This is a genomic window from Tessaracoccus zhenghani (assembly GCF_054552775.1).
Map to the genome: position 1 here is coordinate 1,072,189 of NZ_CM137275.1, position 20,758 is coordinate 1,092,946.

The window sequence follows — 20,758 nt, forward strand, 5'->3', positions numbered from 1 at the left end:
CTGTCTAGGTGTTGTCAGTGAAGTTTCAGGTTTCAATGCCCCAACCGAAGCCGGGGCGGTTCATGCGGGGCCAAGGGCCTTGCCGACGAGCCTATTGCTCACCTGTGGAAAACTCAACCGGTTCATCGTCCCACCCGTTGCCCAGCACCTCTTCGAGCACGCCGCTGACGATGCCACCCGAGAAACCCCTGCGGGCCAGCACACCGGCCAGCCGGCGGCGCGCGACGTGCCGTTCAAGGCCGGTGAGCGAGCGCACGCGACGGCGGGCCAACGTCAGCGCAGCCTCTCGCTCGTCCTCCGGATCCAGCTGGGCCAGTACCTCGTCGGCGATCTCGCGGTCAATGCCCTTGGCCTGCAGTTCCTGCCGGATGCGGACCCTGCCCCGCAGCCCGAACTCTGCGCGCGTCGAGGTGAGCGACTGAGCGAAGGCCGCGTCGTCGATGAGCCCCACCTCGGTGAACCGCTCGATGATCTCATCCGCGACGTCTGCAGGGACGTTGCGCCGCTTCATGACGGTACGCAACTCCTGCTCCGAGCGTGCCCGCGTGGCCAACTGATCCAGCGCGATCTTGCGAGCCACCTCCACCTGGGTGACCCGCTCCTCCGCGCTGCGATCAGAAGTCAACTTCTCCGGTCTCCGGGTTCACGCCCTCCGGCACGGCCTCCTTGTCGATACCGAGGTGGACGCGGATGCGACGCTCGATGTCGTTGGCGACCTCGGGGTTGTTCTTCAGGAAGGTTCGGGCGTTCTCCTTGCCCTGACCCAGCTGATCCGACTCGTAGGTGAACCAGGCGCCGGCCTTGCGCACGATGCCGGCGTCCACGCCCATGTCGATCAGCGAGCCCTCGCGGGAGATACCCTGGCCGTAGATGATGTCGAACTCGGCTTGCTTGAAGGGCGGGGCCACCTTGTTCTTGACCACCTTGACGCGGGTGCGGTTGCCCACCATCTCCGTGCCGTCCTTCAGCGTCTCGATACGGCGCACGTCCAGGCGGACGGAGGAGTAGAACTTCAGCGCGCGGCCACCGGTGGTGGTTTCGGGGCTGCCGAACATCACGCCGATCTTCTCGCGGAGCTGGTTGATGAAGATGGCCGTGGTGTTGGAGGTCTTGAGCGCACCCGTCATCTTGCGCAGCGCCTGCGACATGAGGCGGGCCTGGAGACCGACGTGCGAATCGCCCATCTCGCCCTCGATCTCGGCGCGGGGTGTCAGCGCGGCGACGGAGTCGATGACGACGAGGGAGAGGGCGCCCGAGCGCACCAGCGTGTCTGCGATCTCCAAGGCCTGTTCGCCGTTGTCCGGCTGCGAGACCAGCAGCTCATCGGTGTCGACCCCGAGCTTCTGGGCGTAATCCGGGTCCAGCGCGTGCTCGGCGTCGATGAAGGCGCAGATCCCGCCGTCGCGCTGGGCGTTGGCGATGGCGTGCAGCGCGACGGTGGTCTTGCCGCTCGACTCCGGGCCGTAGATCTCGACGACGCGACCACGGGGCAGCCCGCCGATGCCGAGCGCCACATCCAGCGCCACGGAGCCCGTGGGGATCACGTCGATGGGCTGACGATTGTCCTCGCCCAGCTTCATGACGGAGCCCTTGCCGTGGGCCTTCTCGATCTGGGCGAGCGCCGCCTCCAGCGCCTTGTTACGGTCCGATGAGGCCATCAGGATTTCCTTCCAGGAACCGGCTGATGCCGGAGGTTTCGATGTCACTGTCACTGTAGGTAGCGGGCCCGACAATTTTCGATGAGCCGGTTCCGCTGTGGACAACCGCCGAATTCAACATAGGCGAACAGACGTTCTAATGCGAACCGACACGCCGCCGATTCAGCGCAGTCTCGTGGGCAGTTCCAGTTGTCTCCACACAGCGCGCCAGATGGTCTTGCACGGGATCCCTGCACCGAGCGCTTCGCGGACCGTGCGACCCCCCAGGTCCTCGAGAACGACGGATTCCGCCCAACTCGCGGCATATCCAGCGGGCAGAGCCTCGTTCATTCGTTCCCAGAGTTCAGCTTCGCGCACGCGCCAACGGTACACGCCGCGCGATGATGGGCATTCGCGCAAATCCTTGTGTCAAAACTGGGCCCCCTGCGCACTGTAAGTGAGCAAGGGCTAGAATCTCGCTCATCATTTGTGCGTATGTTGCACAACAGGCCACTTCGGCGCAAAGGAGTCCCCACGGATGAATGCACCCGGCACACCCTCCCATAAGCGATCGGACCGGATGGTCGCGCTTTTGGCACTCCTGACGGAGCAGGGCCAGTTGCCACTGTCCTATCTGGCGGACCAACTGGGGGCGTCGGCCGCAACGATCCGACGCGATGTCGCACTCCTGGCGGGCCAGGGCCTCCTCGAGCGGACCCATGGCGGAGCCCGCCCCATGAAGGGCAACAGGGAACTTCCGGTGCGGTTGCGCGACGGCCGGAATCAGGACGCCAAGCGCCGGATCGCCCGGACGGTGGCCGGCATCATCCCCGCGGGCAAGCACGCCATCGGCCTGACAGGCGGGACCACGACCGCCGAGGTGCTCCGCGCCCTCAGGCACCGCGACGACCTGACGATCATCACGAACTCACTGAGCATCGGCCTCGAGGCGGCGGAGCAGGGCCAGGCTCGCGTCCTGATCGCCGGGGGCGTGCTGCGCTCGAGCTCGCTGGAACTGGTCGGTTCGCTGGCTGAATCAACCATGAAGCTGGTCAACGTCGGCACAGCGGTGGTGGGCGCCGACGGCGTCAGCGCCACCGGGGGCCTGACGACGCACGATGAGATCGAGGCCCGCACCAACCTGGCCATGATCGAACGGGCCCAGCGCGTCATCGTCGCGATCGACTCGACGAAGATCGGTCACACCACCCTGGCCAAGGTGGCGGACATCAAGGACATTCATGTGCTTGTGACGGACGCCGGGGCCCCGGAGGCTGAACTTCAGCGGATCCGGGACGCCGGCGTCGAGGTGCACGTTGTGGAGGGGCCGCGTCACCGCTGACGGGTCAGGCGGCCACCGCCACCCGGGGCACACGCCGGGCCTCGAGGGTGGCGAGCTTGCCACTGATGGAAATCATCAGATCTGACAGGGACACATCGAGCGCGGATGCGATGGCGAAGAGCACTTCGCTGGAGGCTTCCTTGTGACCGCGCTCAATCTCCGAGAGGTAGCCGAGCGAAACCATGCTGGCCATGGAGACCTCTCGCAGGGTCATGCCGGCGCGCATCCGGAGTTCCCGGAGTGTCTCGCCCATCACCTTACGAATCAGAATCGTCTTCACGGCTGTTTCCTATCTGACCACGGGCCGAGTGCCCGCTGTCGATACGTCCAACCGTGAAGGTGGGCGGTTTGTTCCCGATCAGCGAAAAGTTTCTCCTGGTTTCTCTAGAGAACCCTCAGCAGCATCTCGAACGCGTGCTCCGTGGCCGCACGTCGGACGGCCTCCCGGTCGCCGTCGAAGGTACGAAGTTCGGTGTACTGCGGCGGGGACGACATGCCCACCCGTGGGCCCACCACGGCGAACCAGACGGTGCCGACCTTGACGCCGTCCGTCTCCGTGGGGCCGGCGACCCCGGTGGTGGCGACGGCCCAATCCGAGTCGCAGCGGCGTTGCGCACCGAGCGCCATCTGCAGAGCGGTCAGTTCGTTGACCACGCCCTCGCGCTCGATCAACTGCTCGTCGACGCCGGCTAGGCGGTGCTTCAGGTCCCGCGCATAGGTGATCAGCCCGCCCCGGTACGCCTGGGAGGCCCCGGGCACTGACGTCAGTTCGGCCCCGATGCCGCCACCGGTCACCGATTCACACGTGGCCAGGGTGACCGAGCGGTGGGTGAGCTTCTTGATCAGTTCGGCGGCCAGCGTCATGCCCGCAAGGCTACCTGCTCACGCCTGCTGGGCGCGGCCCTTCCGGCGGATGACCCAGGCGTGACGCAGGTAGTCGAAGCCGGTGACGACGGTGAGGAGGAGCGCCGCAATCATCAGCACCCAGCCGAGGACGGCGACCGGACCGGGAAGCATCTCCAAACCGAGGCTGAAGATGATCAGCGCGAACGTCTGGGTGAGCGTCTTGAGTTTCCCGCCCTTGTTCGCGGCCATGATGCCGTACTTGGCGATGGCCGCGCGCACCCAGGTGATGCCCCATTCACGCACGAGGATGATGATGGTGAAGTACCACGGCAACTCGCCCAGGATGCTCAGCGAGACGAACGCCGCTCCTGTCAGCGCCTTGTCCGCCACCGGGTCCCAGAGCTTGCCGAAGTCTGTCACCAGGTTGTACTTGCGGGCGATGTGCCCGTCGGCCAGGTCCGTGAGCATCGCCACGACGAACACGATGGTGGCCCAGAGCCGCCACGTGAAGTCCTGGGGACCGATGAAGAGGAAGGCCACGTACACCGGCACCAGGAGGATCCGGATGACCGTGAGAATGTTCGGGATGTTCCAGTTGCTGGCCGCCCCGTCCGACGCCGCACGGCGAGGCCGGCCGCTCACGCTCTCACTCACAGTGCCTCCGCAATCAGATCGATGCCCTCAGAGTCCACGACCCGGGCGGTCACGAGGCTACCGACGGGTGCCTCACGGTCCAAAGTCACCGCACCGTCCGTCTCAGGTGCCTGGTGTTCGGCCCGGCCGGTTGTGTCGCCGTCCTCGTTGCTCTCGACCAGCACGACGACGGTGTCGCCGATGCGGTCTGCCGCACGGGCCTCGGCGACGTCCACCGCCACATCGGCGAGCATGGCACGACGTTCCTCGATGACGTCGTCAGGAAGGTGGTCCGGCAGCGACACGCCCTCGGTCCCCTCCTCGTCGGAGTAGCCGAAGACGCCCAGCACGTCGAGTTGGGCGGCGATGATGAAGTCCCGCAGCGTCTGCACGTCCTCGTCGGTCTCGCCGGGGAAGCCGGCGATGACGTTGCTGCGGATGCCCGCCTCCGGGGCGATCGCGCGGATCCGGCCGATGAGGTCCAGGAAGCTGTCGGGGTCACCGAAGCGGCGCATGCGGCGCAGCACGGTGCGCGACGCGTGTTGGAAGCTCAGGTCGAAGTACGGCACCACCTTGTCGATGCTCAGCATCGACTCCACAAAGCCAGGGCGGATCTCGGCGGGCTGGAGGTAGCTGACGCGGATCCAGTCGAGGCCGTCGACCTGCGAGAGCCTGTCAAGCAACTGCTCGAGCCGCACGTCGGCGCCCATGTCCTTGCCGTAACTGGAGGTGTTCTCGGAGACCAGGAAGAGTTCCTTGGCGCCCTCCTGCACCAGCCAGCGGGCCTCCGCCTCGAGTTCGTCGATGGGGCGGGAGAGGTAGGACCCGCGGAAGGCGGGAATAGCGCAGAAGGCGCAGCGTCGGTCACAGCCGGAGGCGATCTTCAGCGACGCGCTGGGGCCGCCCATCAAGCGCCGGCGGGCGCCGGGCAACCAGACGTGGCCCGGCACGGCGACCTCGGGTGCTGCCGCAGGGCGGGCAGACGGGGTGAGCGGGAGCAGCCTGCGCCGGTCGCGGGGCACGTGCGAGATGGCCTGTTCGCCGTCGAGGATGCCCCGCAGCCGCTCCGCGATGTCGGCGTAGGCGTCGAAGCCCAGGACGGCGTCCGCCTCGGGCAGCTCAGCGGCCAACTCGACGCCGTAGCGCTCCGCCATGCAGCCCACCGCGACGACAGACTTGACCGTGCCGCCGTCCTTGAGGTCTGCGGCGGCGAGCAGCGTGTCGATCGAGTCCTTCTTCGCCTGGGCCACGAAGCCGCAGGTGTTGACCACCACCGTCTCCGCGGCCTCCGGATCGTCGACGAGGGTGAACCCGCCGTGTTCGAGGCGGGCGGCGAGTTCCTCGGAGTCGACGTCGTTGCGGGCGCAGCCGAGGGAGGCGATGTGGACCGAGTGGGTAGTCATGGTGGGCCTAGTATCCCACCATCAGCTGACGGAGAGGTTGGCGAGGACCTCGTCCAGGTCGTCGGGCTTGACCAGCACCTCGCGGGCCTTGGAACCTTCGGACGGTCCCACCACTCCCCTGCTCTCCAGGATGTCCATCAGTCGGCCGGCCTTCGCGAAGCCGACGCGGAGCTTGCGTTGCAGCATCGACGTGGAGCCCAGCTGCAGTTCCACCACCAGGCGGCAGGCGTCGAGGACGAGGTCCAGGTCGTCGCCGATGTCGTCGACGACCTTCTTGTCGCTGCCCGCCGCGACCGCGACGTCCTCGCGGTAGTTGGGCTGGAGCTGCTGGCTGATGAAGGCCACGACGTCGCGGATCTCGGACTCGTTGACCCAGGCACCCTGGACGCGGATGGGCTTGGAGGAGCCCATCGGCAGGAAGAGCCCGTCGCCCTTGCCGACGAGTTTCTCGGCGCCGGGCTGGTCGAGGATGACGCGGGAGTCCGTCATCGACGACGTGGCGAACGCGAGCCTGGAGGGCACGTTGGCCTTGATCAGGCCGGTCACGACGTCGGTGGACGGGCGCTGTGTTGCCAGCACCAGGTGGATGCCGGCAGCTCGGGCCAGCTGGGTGATGCGCACGACGGAGTCTTCCACGTCGCGCGGGGCCACCATCATGAGGTCCGCGAGCTCATCGACCACCACCAGGAGGTACGGGTAGGGCGTGAGCTTGCGCTCCGAACCGTCGGGGACCTTCACCTGCCCGGCGCGGACGGCCTTGTTGAAGTCGTCGACGTGGCGGAACCCGAAGGCGGCCAGGTCGTCGTAGCGCATGTCCATCTCGCGCACCACCCAGGCGAGCGCCTCGGCGGCCTTCTTCGGGCTGGTGATGATGGGGGTGACCAGGTGCGGGATGCCCTCGTACTGGTTGAGCTCCACGCGCTTGGGGTCGACCAGAAGCAGTCGAACCTCGTCCGGTGTGGCGCGCATCATCACGGAGGTGATCAGCGAGTTGATGAAGCTGGACTTGCCGGAACCGGTGGCGCCCGCCACCAGGAGGTGGGGCATCTTCGCCATGTTGGCGACGACGAACCCGCCCTCGACGTCCTTGCCGAGGCCGACCGTCATGGGGTGGTGGTCGTTCTTGGCGCGGTTGGAGCGCAGGACGTCGCCCAGCGAGACGACCTCCTTGTCCAGGTTCGGGATCTCGATGCCGATCGCGGACTTGCCGGGGATGGGCGTGAGGATGCGGATCTCATTGGAGCCGACGGCGTAGGCGATGTTGTCCGCCAGGCCGGTGACCTTGCTGACCTTGATGGCGGAACCCAGCTCGACCTCGTACCGGGTGACCGTCGGGCCGCGCGTGTAGCCGGTGACCCGGGCGTCGATCTCGAACTCGCGCAGCACGGCACCCAGTTGACGCACCACCTTGTCCGACGCCTCCGTGCGCGCCTTGGGCTTGGAGCCCGGCGCTAGCGTCTGGTCGTCCGGGAGCTGGTACATCACGTCGCCGCTCAGCTGGAGCTGTTCCGCCGGGCCGGGGGGCGCGGAATGCTGCGGCGGCTCCGGTTCACGGGCCTTGGCGTTCTTCGGGCGGCCCGGCACCTGCCGGGGCTCCGCCGGCGCGGCCGGGACCGGATCAGGCTCCGCGTAGGAGTCGCCGAGGTAGTCGAAGACCTCGGCATCGTAGGGATCCTCGACCTCGGGATCCTCCACGGGGTCGTCGATGAGGGGGCTGTCGTAGGGCACGGCCACGCCGAGCTTGAGCTTGTCCTTCGGCGTGGGGTCGCCGTCGTGTTCGACGAGCGCGCCGAAGAGACGCGAGACGCCGGCGCCCAGTTCGCGGATGGGGCGGCCGATGACCAGCAGCGCGCCCAGCAGCGTCACGACGATGAGCAGCGGCACGGACGCCCAGACGGTGAGCAGGTCCGAGGTGATGGAGGAGGAGACATACCCGAGTACGCCGCCGGCCGCGCGCACCGCCTCCATGCCGTCGGTGTTGGGGCGCGGCAGTCCTGCCCCGATGTGCACGAGGCCGAGCGAGCCGAGCGTGATGAGGAACCAGCCCAGACCGGTGCGCGGGGCCGTGTCGACGTCGTGCGGATGCCGCAGGACGCGCCACGCGCCATAGAGCAGCACCGCGGGGACGACCACCGACAGCGAGCCGAAGACGGTACTGACGCCCGTCTGGAGCCACCGGCCGACGGGGCCGTCGAGGTAGAACCAGAAGCGGGCGGCCACCACGGCGCCGAGCGTGAGGAGCACCAGCCCCCAGCCGTCGCGGCGGAGCTCGGGGGCCACGTCGTCGGAGTTGCCCCCGACGCTGCGTGCCATCCAGCCGACGCTGCCCGCGATGCCGCGGAAGATCGCGGCGATGCCCGTGCCGATCCCTCCGACGATGGTCACACCGATGCCGGGGCCCTGCTTCTGCGGCTTCGCGGGAGCGGCCTTGGTGGCTGCCGGCCTGCGGGTTTTCGCCGTCGATGTGGTGGCCCGGGTCCGTGTGGAGCCCGAGCTGGAGGTACGTTGCTTGGCACCACCGGAAGAAGACGCACGCGCCTTGGTGGTGCTTCGCGAAGGGGAAGATCCGCGAGTCGCCATGTTCGTCACCCTAGCTGACGGGGCGGACGTCACCGTTATCCCACTCCCGCGCGCGGCAGGTTTCCCGCCGGTTTCAGCCGAAGTGGTCCCAGCCCATGGAGCCCTCGTAGGGCGCGCCGTCGACGGTGATCCCGGTGCCGGCGCTGACCGCGCCGACGCGCACCCAGCCTTCCGGAAGGGTGGTTCCGGACGGGAAGGTCGCCGCGAGCGCGTGGTCCTCTCCCCCGGCCAGGATCATGCCGAGGGCGGGCTTGCCGGTGGCGGCGGCCACGCGGGCCACCGGGTCCGGGATGCTCAGCTGACCGGTCACGACGTCGATCGAGACGCCGGAGCCCTCCGAGACGTGCCCGAGGTCCGCGAGCAGCCCGTCGGAGATGTCGATCATGGCGGTGGCCCCCGCCTCAGCGGCGACCCGGCCCTGACCGTACGGGACGTGGGGTGTCTGGTGTTCCAGGACGGCGTCCTTCGGGGACCCGAAACCGCGCTGCAACGCGATCAGTCCCGCCGCGGAGAGGCCGAGGTTGCCGCGGACAGCGACGATGTCGCCCGGCTGGGCGCCGTTGCGGGTGACGGGAGCGCGGCCCATGGTGTCGCCGATGGCCGTGACACAGGCGACGATGTGCTCGGAGCTGGACATGTCGCCGCCAACGAGGCTCACCCCGGCGGTGCGGCACTCGGCACGCACGCCGGCCTCGAAGTCGTCGACCCACTGGGGGTCGAGGTCCTTGGGGAACGCGAGGGCCACGACGATGGCCGACGGGCGGCAGCCCATGGCCTCGAGATCCGAGACGTTGACCGCCACGGATTTGCGCCCGACGGCGTGCGCCGGGCTCCACTGCTGCTTGAAGTGGACGTTCTCGATGAGGATGTCGGTGCAGACGACGGTGTCGCCCTGGAGGGAGACGACGGCGGCGTCGTCGCCGACGGACAGCTCGACGTCGGAGTTGACCTCGAGGCCCTGGGTGACGCGGGCGATGAGTTCGAATTCGCCGATCATCGCAACCCCACCGGCCGGGACATCGCCAGGCTGATGAGGCGGTCCACGAGCTCGGGGTACGTCATGCCGCTCTCCTGCCACAGCGTGGGGTACATGGAGATCTCGGTGAAGCCAGGCATCGTGTTGACCTCGTTGATCCACGCCCCCTCGTCCGTGACGAAGAAATCAGCGCGGACCAGGCCCTCGGCGTCGACGGCATGGTAGGCCCGCACGGCGAGGGCGCGGAGTCGTGCGGCGAGGTCGTCGCCGAGCTGGGCGGGGGCGTCGAGAGCGGCGCCGTCCTCGTCGAAGTACTTGGCCTCGTAGTCGTAGAAGCCGTCCTCGGCCTGCACGCGGATCTCGCCCACCACGGAGGTGCGGCAGCCGTCCGCGCCGTCGGGGTCGCCGAGGACCGCGACCTCGAGTTCGCGTGCGCCGACGAAGCCCTGCTCCACGACGATCTTCGGATCCCACTTCTGGGCCTCGGCGATGGCGTCGTCGAGCTCGGCGGGATCCGTGATGCGGACGATGCCGATGGAGGAACCACCGCGGGCCGGCTTGATGAAGAGGGGGTACTCGAGGCGGTTGATCTCCTCGAGCACAGCCGCTCTGTCGTGGGTGAGGCGGTGGGCGGAGGCGACGACGTAGGGCCAGACGGGTAGCCCTGCGGCCTCGAAGGCGATCTTCATGAAGTGCTTGTCCATGCCCACAGCCGAGGCCGTGACGCCGGAACCGACGTAGCGGATCCCCATCATCTCGAACATGCCCTGGAGCGTGCCGTCCTCGCCGAAGGGACCGTGCAGGAGCGCGAAGGCGACATCGATGCGGTGGATGTCGACGAGCTTCTCGCCGGACCGGGTGGCGACCTCGCAGCCGTCCTCCCCCACCATCCACACAGCGTCGTGCTGCGGCTCGGCCACCTGGGGCGCCTGTCCCTCGACGATGCGGTAGGCCTCGATGACCTCGAGCGGCACCTGGGTCCAACGGCCCGTGGGGGAGATGCCGATGCCGTGGACGTCGTAGCGCCCCTTGTCGATGGCCTTCAGTACCGATGCGGCCGTCAGGCACGAAATGCCGTGTTCCGACGACTGGCCGCCGAAGATCAGTGCGACCCGGGTGCGTTCACTCACATGTCCTCCTAGTGCGTCGAGGAGTCTACGCGTCTTCCCGCTCGCATGTCCCAACGCCCCTCGGGCGGCGTCTCGCCACGCAGGTCCGCGACCATCGCGGTCAGGACGTCCAGGAAGTGGTCCGTGACCTGGTCGAGGAGTTCCTTCGGGGCCTCCCCGCCGTCGGAGTTCTGAGCGGCGAACGCGCTGAGATCGAGGGGCGCACCCGCCAAGATGTGCACGTCCCGGCGGCCACCGAACATCTTCTTCCATTCGAGGTGCTTGCGACCGAGGATCTGGTCCGCGCCCACCTGGGCGACGGGCATCACGGTGACCCCTGTCTCCAGGGCGAGTTGGGCCGCTCCGCGGCGGCCGGTCATCGGCCACGCGTCGGGATCCGAGGTGATGGTGCCCTCCGGGTAGATGATCACGCACTTGCCGCGTTCGAGCGCGCGGCGCGCATGGATGAGGGAGTCGCGGGCCTGCTCAGTGTTCCGGTAGACGGGGATCTGCTCACACTTGCGGGCGATCCAGCCCAGCACCGGCACCTTCCAGATCTCGGACTTGCCGAGGAAGCGGGGCCAGCGGCCGCTGTAGATGAGGTATTCGCCCAACACGATGGGATCGAAGTTGGAGATGTGGTTCGCCACCACGAGCAGGCCGCCGTCCTGGGGGACGTGGTGTTGACCCGCCCAGTGTCGCCTGGCCACCAGCGGGATCACGAACCGGACGAACCTCAACACGAGGTGCCGGTAGACCCACGGACCGTGCTCCTGGTTGACCTGGTTCAGCGGGAGTCGCCACGGCTTGCGGCCGCGCTCGAGCGTGCTCACGGCGTCACTCTGCGCACCGGGACGGCGAGACGCAACGCGGCGGCCATGGACGCGATGAGCGCCGAGGGGAGGAAGTAGAGCCAGACGTCGCCGAGGAGGAGCAGCGCTGCGATCACTGTGACGGCGGCGGCGGTGAAGGTCGCCGACATGCCGTACGGCTGCTTCCACACCACGAGCGCCGCGCCGAGCGCGAAGGCCGGGATGAAGGCGAGCCACGTCGCGCCCTGCCCCACGGCCCAGACGGCCACGCCCATTGCTCCGAGGACAGCGAGCCCGAGAAATGCAGGAGGCAACCAGCGGTGGGACATGCCGCAACTTTAGCCGTGTCGGCGGCGGCTAGGGGCGGGGAGCCCTCCGACGGGTGACCACGACGGCGTCAGTGACGAACAACAGGACAGCGACCCAGATCAGGGCGAAACCCGCCCAGCGACTGGGTGGCATCGGCTCGCCGAAGTACAGCCAGCCCAGGAGGAACTGCCCGATCGGCGCGATGTACTGCAGGATCGCGATGGTCACCATCGAGACGCGGCGAGCCGCGGCAGCGAAGAGCAGCAGCGGGATCGCCGTCACGATGCCGGTGGTGGTCAAGAGCACGCTGTAGCCACCGGTGGCCGTCGACTGGCCGGTGACGGCGAGATAGATGAGGAAGCCGATGGCGATGGGTGCCACGGCGCCCGTCTCGATGGCGAGGCCGGGCAGGGCCCCGACGGAGCGGCCCGCGAGCTTCTTGACCAGCGAGTAGGTGCCGAAGGAGGCGGCGAGGGTCAGGGCAGCCCACGGCACCTGGCCGTAGGCGACCACCATCACCACGACCGACGCCAGGCCGAAGAACATCGCGGTCCACTGCAGCGGCCTCAGCCGCTCGCCCAGCACGAGGATGCCGAGGGCCGCCACGGCCAGCGGGTTGATGAAGTACCCCAGTGCGGTCTCGAGGGTGTGGCCCGTGAGCACCGCGAAGACGTAGGTGGACCAGTTGACGACGATCAACACGCCGGCGACGGCCAGCGACAGGACGGTGCGACGATCCGCCAACGCCTTCTTCAGGTGGCGCCACTGCCCGAGGACGGTCAGCAACACGGCGCAGAAGACCAGCGACCAAACTGCCCGGTGGGCCACCACCTCCAGCGCCCCTGAGCGTTCGAACAACACGAAGTAGAGCGGGAACAGGCCCCACAAGCCGTAGGCGGCCAGACCATAGCCCAGCCCCTTGTCGGAGTACGTCATCTCACCTGTCCTTCAACCGGCCGCGTACGCATCGTCGCACGCCGCCGGCCAAGGAACCGTACCGCTAGTCGAGCGTCTCCAAGAAGTCGAGGACATTCATGTTCCATTCGCGGGCATGCGAATCGTTGAGCCCGTGCGGGCCACCCTCGATGACCGCGAGCTGTGCCTGGGGGATGTACTGGTGCATCCGCTCGCTGGACTTGCTGATCGGCACGTTGAGGTCGCCGTCTCCATGGATGACGAGGGTGGGGACGTCGATGGCGCGGCAGTCGTCGCGCATGTCTTCCGCCCAGATCAGGATGGTCTCCACCGCCGCGTGGGGATCAGACTGCCTGGCGATCTCCAGAGCGGCCAGCCGGACGTCGTCGCCGACCTGCAGGCCACGTTCATCCGTCGAGTAGAACCAGCCGATGAACTTCTCCAGGAAGCCGTCGCGGTCCTCGCGACACTGGTCCGCCATGCCCTTGAAGCCCTCCATCGGCATGGCGCCGTCCGGGTTGTCGTCAGTGATGCAGAGCGCCGGGGTGACGGAGCCGGAGAAGATGGCGCCGGCCACCCTGTCGGAGCCGTACCTGCCCAGGTAGCGGGCGACCTCTCCCCCGCCCATCGAGAAGCCCAGGAGCACGGCACCGTGGAGGTCGAGTTCGTCGAGCAGCGACCGGAGGTCGTCGGCCAGGGTGTCGTAGTCGTAGCCGTCCGCGGGCTTGTCGGACTTGCCGAAGCCGCGTCGGTCGTAGGTGATGACGCGGTGGCCCGCCTCTTCGAAGCGCGGGATGTTGCGGGCGAAGGCCTCCCCGGAGAGGGGCCAGCCGTGGATCAGCACCAGCGGCCGGCCTGCGCCGCCGGTGTCGGTGTAGTTGAGGGTGACGCCGTCGGCAGTGGTGACAGTGGGCATGTCTCGCCTCCTTGGGCTGTGGTGTGTCCTGCCGCCCAGGCTAGTCCGCGAGGGGGTTGCCGGACGGTCAGCCGCGGAAGTCATCCGGGTCGACGGTGTCCAGGAACTCGCTGAACTGCTCGACCTGGGCCTCTTCCTCGGCCTCAGACAGTTCGCCCTCGTGGATGCCGGCCTCGCGCAACACTTCCTCCGCGACGAAGATGGGCGCCCCCACCCGCAGCGCGAGCGCGATGGAATCCGACGGCCTGGCGTCGATCACCTTGGGACCCTCAGCTGTGCCGAGGGTGATCTCCGCGTAGAAGGTGCCCGCCTCGAGCCGCGTGACCGCCACCCTGTCCACCGTGGCCTCCATCGCCTCCAGGAGCCGGGACATCAGGTCGTACGACATGGGCCGGGCCAGGACCGCTCCCTCGAGCGCGACCATGATGGCCGTGGCCTCCTGCCCACCGATCCAGATGGGCAGGAACACCTTGAGGTCTTCGCGCGGCACGCTGGGCTTCAAGAGCACCACCGGGAGCCCACGAGCATCGATAGCCATACTGGTGAGATCGACTTGGATCATGGCGGACCACCTCCGGGATCGGGGTCCCTCCCAAGTCTATCCGGGGCCGGGGGAACCGTTAGAGGTTGTAGCCGATGGCCCGCAACTGCTCGCGGCCGTCCTCGGTGATCATCTCGAGCGTCCACGGCGGCAGCCACACCCAGTTGATCGCCACGGAGTTCGCCAACCCGTCGAGCACGTACTTCGTGTCGTACTCGATCTTGTCGGTCAGCGGGCAGGTGGGCGACGTCAGCGTCATGTCGATGGTGACGTTGGCTTCGTCGTCGACCTGGGCGCCGTACACGAGGCCGAGGTCCACCACGTTGACCATCAGTTCGGGGTCGACGACGTCCTTCATGGCCTCGAGCACCTCGTCGACCGAGGGCACCGCGGTGCCGGTGGCCGGCTTCTCGATTTCGACGTCGGGCAGGGTGTCCTTCACCAGGTCGCTGGGTCGGGGTTCAGTCATATCGGGATCCTTTGTTGAAACGATGATCAGGCCGAGGCCTGGAGGGCAGCGTCGCGCATGGCAGACCAGCCGAGCAGCGCACACTTCACGCGGGCGGGGAACTTGGACACGCCCGCGAAGGCGATGGCGTCTTCGAAGACGTCCTCGTCGGGAACGATGGCACCCTGGCTGTGCATGACCTCCAGGAACTGGTCGTGCATCTCCAGCGCGTGCTCGACGGAGGTGCCGATCAGCAGGTCCGTCATGATCGACACGGACGCCTGCGAGATCGAGCAGCCCTCGGCGTCGTACGAGATGTCGGTCACCTTGCCGTCGTCGATCTGCACGCGGAGCGTCAGTTCGTCGCCGCAGGACGGGTTCACGTGGTGGACCTCCGCCTGGAACGGCTCGCGCAGCCCCGCGTGGTGCTTCTCGCGGTAGTGGTCCAGGATGATCGTCTGGTACAGCTCGTCGATGTTCATGTCTCAGCCCTTCAGCTTCGGGGCGAAGTAGTTGCGGGTGAGGACGAGCGCGTCCGCCAACGCGTCGATCTCCGCGGGGGTGGTGTACAGGTACGACGACGCGCGCGTCGAACTCTGGTGGCCCAGGCGCTTGTGCAACGGGCGGGCGCAGTGGTGGCCTCCCCGGATGGCGACCCCGCGCGAGTCCAGCACCTGCATCACGTCGTGCGGATGCACGTTGGCGATGTTGAACGAGATGGCGCTGCCGCGATCCTCGGCGACGGTGGGGCCGAGGATCCTCAGACCCTCGATGGCCGTCAGCTTGGCGAGCGCGTACTTGGTGATCTCGTGCTCATGCTCGGCGATGGCATCCATGCCGACGCGCGTCAGGTAGTCGACGGCAGCCCCCAGACCCACGGCCTGAGCGATCGGCGGGGTGCCGGCCTCGAACCGGTGCGGCGGCGCTGCGTAGGTCGAGCGTTCCATCTCGACGATCTCGATCATCTCCCCGCCCCCCAGGAACGGCGGCATGGTGGCGAGCAGCTCGTAGCGGCCCCACAGCACGCCGACACCCGTCGGGCCGAGCATCTTGTGCGCAGTGAAGGCCAACAGGTCCGCGCCCATGGTTGACACATCGGTGACCTGGTGCGGAACCGACTGCGAACCGTCGACCACCAGCAGCGCCCCGACGGCGTGCGCCTTCTCAGCGAGGAGCGTCACCGGGTTGTGCGTGCCCAACACGTTGCTCACGGCCGTGATCGACACGATCCTGGTGCGCTCGTTGATGAGGTTGTCGCGTTCGGCGGCCTCGAGGTCGAGGCGCCCCTCCTCCGTGATGTCGAACCAGCGCAGCGTGGCGCCGGAACGCTGGCAGGCCATCTGCCAGGGCACGATGTTGGAGTGGTGCTCCATGACGGAGATGACCACCTCATCGCCGGGCTTGAGCCCGGCGCCCAGGGAGTTGGCCACCAGGTTGAGCGCCTCGGAGGCGTTCTTGGTGAAGACGATCTCCTCGCCACGGGACGCACCGATGAACCGGGCCACCTTCCCCCGCGCATTCTCGAACGCCTCCGTCGCCTCAGCACCCAGGAGGTGCATGGCGCGCGCCACGTTCGCGTTGTGCTGCAGGTAGTGCTCGGACACGGCGTCGACCACCTGACGCGGCTTCTGCGAGGTGTTCGCCGAGTCGAGATAGGCCAACGGGGACTCCCCCACCCTGCGCCGCAGGATGGGGAAGTCGGCCCGGATCAGGTTGGTGTCCAGCATCAGGCGTTGGCAGCTTCCTTGATGTACTTCTCGTAGCCCTCGGCCTCGAGGTTCTCGGCCAGTTCCTTGCCACCCTCGGCCACGATGCGGCCGTCGACGAAGACGTGCACGAACGTGGGCTCGATGTAGCGCAGGATGCGGGTGTAGTGGGTGATGAGGACGACGGCGCGGTCACCCTGCGCCGAGTACTTGTTCACGCCCTCGGAGACGATGCGCAGCGCATCGATGTCGAGGCCCGAATCGGTCTCGTCGAGGATGGCCGCCTTGGGGTTGAGCAGCTGGAGCTGGGCGATCTCGTGACGCTTCTTCTCACCGCCGGAGAAGCCCTCGTTCACGGAGCGGCCGGAGAAGGACTTGTCGAGCTGCAGCTCGGTGAGCGTCTGCTCGACCTCCTTGACCCAGGTGCGGACCTTGGGAGCCTCACCGTCGATGGCGGTCTTGGCGGTGCGGAGGAAGTTGGCGACGGACACGCCGGGCACTTCGACCGGGTACTGCATGGCGAGGAAGAGGCCGGCGCGGGCGCGCTCGTCGACCGACAGAGCGGTGAGGTCCTCACCGTCGAGGGTGACGGTGCCCTGGGTGATCGTGTACTTGGGGTGACCGGCGATGGCGTAGGCCAGCGTCGACTTGCCCGAGCCGTTGGGGCCCATGAGGGCGTGGATCTCACCGGGGTTGATGGTGAGGTTGACGCCCTTGAGGATCCGCTTCGGGCCGTCCTCGGTCTGGATGTCGACGTGCAGGTCGGAGATGACGAGGGTTGACATGGTTGCTGTTTCTCCTGAGTGAATCTATTGGGGGGTGCGGGGGCGTACCCCCCGTGTGTCAGTACTGGGTGACGGTGGCGTGGACGTCGATCAGGACGTCGTCGCCTTCGATGTGGCACGCGAAGACGCGCACCGGCTCCGTGGCGGGCAGGTTGAGCGGGCGGCCGGTGGCCAGGTCGAAGACCGATCCGTGCAGGTAGCACTCGATCGTGTCGTCGACGACGTCTCCCTCGGAGAGAGCCACCTTGCCGTGGCTGCACTCGTCCTCGATCGCGTAGATCTTCCCGCCGTGGCGGACGATGGCGACGGTGAGCTCATCATCCACCTCCACGGCGAAAGGGACGTCCGTCGTCAGGTCCGTGACCTTGCAGACCGCCTGGGGGCTCACTGCTCGTCGGCCTTCGTGGTGGTCGAGCCGTGCACCAGGTCGAGCTCGCGCTCGATGGTGGTGAGCAGACGCGCCTCGATCTCCGGGATGCCGACCCTGCGGATGATGTCGGCGAAGAAGCCGTGCGCCACCAGGCGACGGGCCTCCACCTCCGGGATGCCGCGGGCCATCAGGTAGAACAGCTGCTCGTCGTCGAACCGGCCGGTGGACGACGAGTGGCCGGCGCCGGCGATCTCGCCGGTCTCGATCTCCAGGTTGGGGACCGAATCAGCCTGGCAGCCGTCGGTCAGGACGAGGTTCTTGTTCGACTCGTAGGTGTCGATGCCCTCGGCGATCTTGCGGATCAGCACGTCGCCGATCCACACCGAGTGCGCGCCCTTGCCGCGCAGCGCACCGCGGTAGTCCACGTTGGACTTGGTGTGCGGCGCGTTGTGGTCCACGAAGAGCCGGTGCTGGATGTGCTGGTTCTCGTCGGCGAAGTAGAGGCCGTAGGCCTCCAGTTCCCCGCCCGGGCCGTTGTAGGTCGAGTTCTCCTGGAGCCGGACGTTACCGCCCAGGGAGGCGGTGACCGTCTTGACGTGGGCGTCGCGGCCGATGGCGACGGTGCGCTGACCGCCGTGCACCGAACCGGTGTCCCAGTCCTGCAGGGTGACGAAGTTCACTTTGGCCCCGTCGCCGACGATGACGTCGGTCTTCTCAGCGTAGTTGGCCGAGCCGACGTACCGGAACACGATGGTGGCGCGGGAGTTGGCGCCGACGCTGACCACGACGTGGTCGCGGGCCTCGCCGCCGTTGCCCTGGCCGGTGAACACGATGGGCTCGGTGAGCTCCGTGTTGGCCGCGATCCGGATGTGCGTGCGGTGGATGGACTGGAAGGCAGCCAGGGCCGAGATCCGGTCCGTGGGCGCCTCGTTGGCCAGTTCCTGGGCCTGCTCAGCGGTGATCGACTCGACGGTCACGCTCTCGGGGAACTCGCCGCTCCACTCCAGCGAACCCAGGCCCTCAGCCACAGGGTTGAGGAGGGTCTTGAACCGCTTGAGCGGGGTGAACCGCCAGATCTCCTCGCGCCCGGTGGGCAGCGGGTGATCCTCGACGGCCCACGACGGGGTGGGGTGGAGGTGCGACTCGACGGTTTCGATGGCTGCGGCCACGTTGGGGGCCTCAGTGATGGTGGTCAATTCTTCTTCCTTCAAATGGTGTGGGCGGGCGGGCTGGGACGGCATCAGCCGACCGCGCCCTCCATCTGCAGCTCGATGAGGCGGTTCAGCTCGAGGGCGTATTCCATGGGCAGCTCACGCGCGATGGGCTCCACGAAGCCGCGCACGATCATCGCCATGGCCTCGATCTCACCCATGCCACGGCTCATGAGATAGAAGAGCTGGTCCTCGGAGACCTTCGACACTGTGGCCTCGTGGGCCATCGAGACGTCCTCTTCACGCACGTCGACGTAGGGGTAGGTGTCGGAACGCGAGATGGTGTCCACCAGCAGCGCGTCACACATGACCGACGACGCGGAGTGATGGGCACCCGGATCCACCTGGACGAGGCCGCGGTACGAGGAACGGCCGCCGCCACGGGCCACCGACTTCGACACGATGGAGCTCTGCGTGTTGGGCGCGCAGTGCACCATCTTGGAACCGGCGTCCTGGTGCTGGCCCTCGCCCGCGAAGGCGATCGACAGCGTCTCACCGCGGGCGTGCTCGCCCATCAGGTAGACGGCGGGGTACTTCATGGTGACCTTGGAACCGATGTTGCCGTCGATCCACTCCATCAGGGCGCCCTCTTCACAGATGGCGCGCTTGGTGACCAGGTTGTAGACGTTGGTCGACCAGTTCTGGATGGTGGTGTAGCGGCAGCGCGCGTTCTTCTTCACGATGATCTCGACGACGGCGCTGTGCAGCGAATCCGACGAGTAGATCGGGGCGGTGCAACCCTCGACGTAGTGCACGGAGGCGCCCTCGTCGACGATGATCAGCGTGCGCTCGAACTGGCCCATGTTCTCCGTGTTGATGCGGAAGTAGGCCTGCAGCGGGATGGTCACCTCGACGCCCTTGGGAACGTAGATGAACGAGCCACCCGACCACACTGCGGTGTTGAGCGATGCGAACTTGTTGTCGCCGACGGGGATGACCGTGCCGAAGTACTCCTGGAAGAGCTCCGGGTGCTCCTTCAGCGCGGTGTCGGTGTCGAGGAAGATGACACCCTGGCGCTCGAGTTCCTCGTTGATCTTGTGGTAGACGACCTCGGACTCGTACTGCGCGGCGACGCCGGCCACGAGGCGGGCCTTCTCAGCCTCCGGGATACCGAGGCGGTCATAGGTGTTCTTGATGTCCTCGGGCAGGTCTTCCCAGGTCTGGGCCTGACGCTCGGTGGAGCGCACGAAGTACTTGATGTTGTCGAAGTCGATGCCGGAGAGGTCCGCGCCCCACGTGGGCATGGGCTTCTTGTCGAACAACTTGAGGCCCTTGAGGCGGAGGTCGAGCATCCACTCGGGTTCGCTCTTCAGGCCGGAGATGTTGCGGACAACGGCCTCGCTGAGGCCGCGCGCGGCGGTGGCGCCGGCGAGGTCCGAGTCGTGCCAGCCGTACTCGTACGTCGAGAGCGCCTCGAGGTGCTCGTCCTGAGTGGCTCCCAGTCCTGGTGCCTTGGGTGCGGTCTGCGTCATATCGATCGTCTCCGTCACTTTCTTTTCGGGATCTGCGGGGTGGGTAGTCGGTGGGGGACGTGCGTCGTGCACACGCCGTCGCCGTGGGCGATGGTGGCGAGCCGTTGGACATGGCTGTCCAGCAGCCGCGAGAACAGCTGGGTCTCGATCTCACAGAGGATGGGGAACTCAGCGGCCACGTGGGCGACCGGGCAGTGGTGCTGAAGGAGTTGCTCGCCCGTCCGGAGGGGGCGCGCAGAGGCGGCGTAACCGTCGAGGCCGAGCACTTCGACGAGCGCATCCAGTGGCCTCACCCCCGGGTTCTCCGCGTGCAGTTGCAGGTAGCGCTGCTCGATCTCCGCCACGCGGTCGTTGGCCAGGTCGCGCACGGCGTTGGGCCCTGCGACGGCTTGGAGGCGGCGCAGTGCGGCGATGGCCAGGTCGTCGTAGGCCTGGGTGAACTCGGCCCTCCCCGCGTCTGTCAGGACGAACACCTTCGAGGGACGCCCGCGGCCCCTCGGCCCGTAGACGCGTTCCTCGCGGGACGCGAGGGTCCCGTCGTCCAGCAGCGAGGCCAGATGGCGCCGCACGGCCGCAGGGGTGAGCGCGAGCCTGTCGGCGAGTTGCTTGGCGGTCTGCGGCCCTTCCGCCAGGATCAGGTCCACCACTCTCTGGCGGGTCGGCGTTTCGACGACTTCTGCTTGCATCACGTCCACCTCCCTGACCCAGCACCTCGAATTAGCTTACAGATATGTTTCCAAAGTCAAT

At 67.5% G+C, this 20,758-nt stretch carries 24 protein-coding genes; 1 reads left to right on the forward strand and 23 read right to left on the reverse strand.

The annotated features are described in order from the left end of the window. Positions 1–91: 91 nt before the first annotated feature. From ACX1DX_RS05200 to ACX1DX_RS05210, 3 genes are all read right to left on the reverse strand, one after another. Positions 92–625 (reverse strand): regulatory protein RecX, encoded by a 534-nt coding sequence (locus ACX1DX_RS05200; protein ID WP_459397858.1) that lies wholly within the window; start codon positions 623–625, stop codon positions 92–94. Then, complete coding sequence (recA, locus tag ACX1DX_RS05205; protein ID WP_076059417.1) at positions 615–1,661, reverse strand: recombinase RecA; 1,047 nt, start codon at positions 1,659–1,661, stop codon at positions 615–617. Before recA ends, ACX1DX_RS05200 begins: the two co-directional genes overlap by 11 nt. 159 nt (positions 1,662–1,820) lie before the next feature. Then, positions 1,821–2,030 (reverse strand): DUF3046 domain-containing protein, encoded by a 210-nt coding sequence (locus ACX1DX_RS05210; RefSeq protein WP_459397859.1) that lies wholly within the window; start codon positions 2,028–2,030, stop codon positions 1,821–1,823. Between the two features lie 187 nt (positions 2,031–2,217). Between ACX1DX_RS05210 and ACX1DX_RS05215 the strand changes: the two genes are divergently transcribed. After that, positions 2,218–2,979: a DeoR/GlpR family DNA-binding transcription regulator gene (locus ACX1DX_RS05215; RefSeq protein WP_459397860.1), complete on the forward strand. Its 762-nt coding sequence runs from the start codon at positions 2,218–2,220 to the stop codon at positions 2,977–2,979. 4 nt (positions 2,980–2,983) lie between these two features. Here the strand turns inward: ACX1DX_RS05215 and ACX1DX_RS05220 are convergent, their stop codons facing one another. The 20 genes from ACX1DX_RS05220 to ACX1DX_RS05315 all read right to left on the reverse strand — a co-directional run bounded on the left by ACX1DX_RS05220 (position 2,984) and on the right by ACX1DX_RS05315 (position 20,697). Continuing rightward, on the reverse strand, positions 2,984–3,259 hold the full coding sequence (locus ACX1DX_RS05220; protein WP_459397861.1) for a helix-turn-helix domain-containing protein: 276 nt from the start codon (positions 3,257–3,259) through the stop codon (positions 2,984–2,986). A 104-nt stretch (positions 3,260–3,363) separates the two neighbouring features. Next, positions 3,364–3,843, reverse strand: coding sequence for a CinA family protein (locus ACX1DX_RS05225; protein WP_182763579.1), 480 nt, complete (start codon positions 3,841–3,843; stop codon positions 3,364–3,366). Between the two features lie 18 nt (positions 3,844–3,861). Next, the gene (gene pgsA / locus ACX1DX_RS05230; protein WP_182763691.1) at positions 3,862–4,467 is read right to left on the reverse strand and encodes a CDP-diacylglycerol--glycerol-3-phosphate 3-phosphatidyltransferase; all 606 of its coding nucleotides are present in this window, start codon (positions 4,465–4,467) and stop codon (positions 3,862–3,864) included. Between the two features lie 8 nt (positions 4,468–4,475). Next, a complete protein-coding gene (gene rimO, locus ACX1DX_RS05235) occupies positions 4,476–5,861 on the reverse strand; it encodes a 30S ribosomal protein S12 methylthiotransferase RimO (RefSeq protein ID WP_459397862.1) in 1,386 nt (461 codons plus the stop codon). 21 nt (positions 5,862–5,882) lie between these two features. Next, entirely contained in the window at positions 5,883–8,174 is a 2,292-nt protein-coding gene (locus ACX1DX_RS05240) for an FtsK/SpoIIIE family DNA translocase (protein ID WP_459398181.1), read from the reverse strand. 340 nt (positions 8,175–8,514) lie between these two features. Next, positions 8,515–9,438: a thiamine-phosphate kinase gene (locus ACX1DX_RS05245; protein ID WP_459397863.1), complete on the reverse strand. Its 924-nt coding sequence runs from the start codon at positions 9,436–9,438 to the stop codon at positions 8,515–8,517. Next, positions 9,435–10,547, reverse strand: coding sequence for a D-alanine--D-alanine ligase family protein (locus ACX1DX_RS05250; protein ID WP_459397864.1), 1,113 nt, complete (start codon positions 10,545–10,547; stop codon positions 9,435–9,437). Before ACX1DX_RS05250 ends, ACX1DX_RS05245 begins: the two co-directional genes overlap by 4 nt. An 8-nt stretch (positions 10,548–10,555) precedes the next feature. Continuing rightward, positions 10,556–11,359, reverse strand: coding sequence for a lysophospholipid acyltransferase family protein (locus ACX1DX_RS05255; protein ID WP_158069020.1), 804 nt, complete (start codon positions 11,357–11,359; stop codon positions 10,556–10,558). Further along, positions 11,356–11,667 (reverse strand): hypothetical protein, encoded by a 312-nt coding sequence (locus tag ACX1DX_RS05260; protein ID WP_158069019.1) that lies wholly within the window; start codon positions 11,665–11,667, stop codon positions 11,356–11,358. Before ACX1DX_RS05260 ends, ACX1DX_RS05255 begins: the two co-directional genes overlap by 4 nt. 28 nt (positions 11,668–11,695) lie before the next feature. Beyond that, entirely contained in the window at positions 11,696–12,583 is an 888-nt protein-coding gene (gene rarD, locus ACX1DX_RS05265; protein WP_459397865.1) for an EamA family transporter RarD, read from the reverse strand. Between the two features lie 64 nt (positions 12,584–12,647). Then, the gene (locus ACX1DX_RS05270) at positions 12,648–13,478 is read right to left on the reverse strand and encodes an alpha/beta fold hydrolase (protein WP_459397866.1); all 831 of its coding nucleotides are present in this window, start codon (positions 13,476–13,478) and stop codon (positions 12,648–12,650) included. Positions 13,479–13,545: 67 nt separating this feature from the next. After that, positions 13,546–14,040, reverse strand: coding sequence for a bifunctional nuclease family protein (locus ACX1DX_RS05275; protein WP_076058409.1), 495 nt, complete (start codon positions 14,038–14,040; stop codon positions 13,546–13,548). A 58-nt stretch (positions 14,041–14,098) separates the two neighbouring features. Continuing rightward, a complete protein-coding gene (locus ACX1DX_RS05280; protein WP_459397867.1) occupies positions 14,099–14,488 on the reverse strand; it encodes a metal-sulfur cluster assembly factor in 390 nt (129 codons plus the stop codon). Positions 14,489–14,514: 26 nt separating this feature from the next. Then, positions 14,515–14,949 carry a Fe-S cluster assembly sulfur transfer protein SufU gene (gene sufU, locus ACX1DX_RS05285; RefSeq protein WP_459397868.1) on the reverse strand — a complete coding sequence of 145 codons (435 nt, stop codon included), beginning with the start codon at positions 14,947–14,949 and terminating at the stop codon, positions 14,515–14,517. A gap of 3 nt (positions 14,950–14,952) precedes the next feature. Continuing rightward, complete coding sequence (locus ACX1DX_RS05290; protein ID WP_459398182.1) at positions 14,953–16,197, reverse strand: cysteine desulfurase; 1,245 nt, start codon at positions 16,195–16,197, stop codon at positions 14,953–14,955. Next, entirely contained in the window at positions 16,194–16,958 is a 765-nt protein-coding gene (gene sufC / locus ACX1DX_RS05295; protein WP_182763589.1) for a Fe-S cluster assembly ATPase SufC, read from the reverse strand. The genes ACX1DX_RS05290 and sufC overlap by 4 nt, the downstream gene beginning before the upstream one ends. A 58-nt stretch (positions 16,959–17,016) precedes the next feature. After that, positions 17,017–17,346: a non-heme iron oxygenase ferredoxin subunit gene (locus ACX1DX_RS05300; RefSeq protein WP_182763590.1), complete on the reverse strand. Its 330-nt coding sequence runs from the start codon at positions 17,344–17,346 to the stop codon at positions 17,017–17,019. After that, the gene (gene sufD / locus ACX1DX_RS05305; protein ID WP_459397869.1) at positions 17,343–18,524 is read right to left on the reverse strand and encodes a Fe-S cluster assembly protein SufD; all 1,182 of its coding nucleotides are present in this window, start codon (positions 18,522–18,524) and stop codon (positions 17,343–17,345) included. Before sufD ends, ACX1DX_RS05300 begins: the two co-directional genes overlap by 4 nt. Positions 18,525–18,568: 44 nt before the next feature. Further along, complete coding sequence (sufB, locus tag ACX1DX_RS05310) at positions 18,569–20,011, reverse strand: Fe-S cluster assembly protein SufB (protein ID WP_182763592.1); 1,443 nt, start codon at positions 20,009–20,011, stop codon at positions 18,569–18,571. A 14-nt stretch (positions 20,012–20,025) separates the two neighbouring features. Further along, positions 20,026–20,697: a helix-turn-helix transcriptional regulator gene (locus tag ACX1DX_RS05315; RefSeq protein ID WP_182763694.1), complete on the reverse strand. Its 672-nt coding sequence runs from the start codon at positions 20,695–20,697 to the stop codon at positions 20,026–20,028. Positions 20,698–20,758: the final 61 nt, after the last annotated feature.